1 protein-coding gene is annotated in these 626 nt (G+C 49.5%); it reads right to left on the reverse strand.

Annotation, left to right across the window (positions count from 1 at the left end; all coding sequences use genetic code 11):
• Positions 1 to 10 precede the first annotated feature (10 nt).
• Positions 11 to 626: hypothetical protein (locus NR111_RS18870; protein ID WP_256821630.1), on the reverse strand; the 616-nt coding region annotated here is incomplete at its 5' end.

Consider the following 626-nt stretch of genomic DNA (forward strand, 5'->3'; position numbering starts at 1 on the left):
TAGAAGTCGATCAGGATTGCCGAGGCCGACTCTCCCTCTCTTCCCCTTTCCCTCTTTTCTCCTTTCTCCTCTTTCCCCTTTTTTCCCTTCTCCTTTCCTTTTTTCCTTCTTTCCTTCCTCCCTTTCCTTTTTCCCTTTTTTCCTCCCCTTCTTCTCCCCTCTCCTCTTTCTCCTTTTTTTTCTTCTCTTTCCTCCCTTTTCTCCTCTCTCCTTTTCTCTTCTTTCTCTCCCCTCCTCCTCCCCCTCCTCCCCCCCCTTCTCTTCCTTCCCCCTCTCCCTTTTCTTCCTCCTTCTTTCCTCTCTCTCCCTCCCCCTCCCCTCCCTCTCCTCCTTTTTTTTCTTCTCCCTCTCCTCCCTCCTCCCCCCCCCTCTTTCCTTCTTTCAGTCTCCTCTCTTCTCCCTTTCCCCTTCCCTCTCTTCCTCCTCCTCCTCTTCCTTCCTCTTTCCCTGCTTTTCCTTCTCTCTTTCCCTTTTTTTTTCCTTCTCTCTTTTTTCTTTTTTCTCCTTCTTCTCCTCCTTCTTTTTCTTCCTTTCCTCCTCCTTTTTCTCTTCCTCCTCTTCCCCCTCTTTCTCCTTCCTCTCCTTCCTCCTTTCCCCCTTCTTCTCTTCCTTTCCCTCTTTTTTCC

The organism is Dietzia sp. Die43 (genome assembly GCF_024519835.1).
Lineage (GTDB): Bacteria > Actinomycetota > Actinomycetes > Mycobacteriales > Mycobacteriaceae > Dietzia > Dietzia kunjamensis.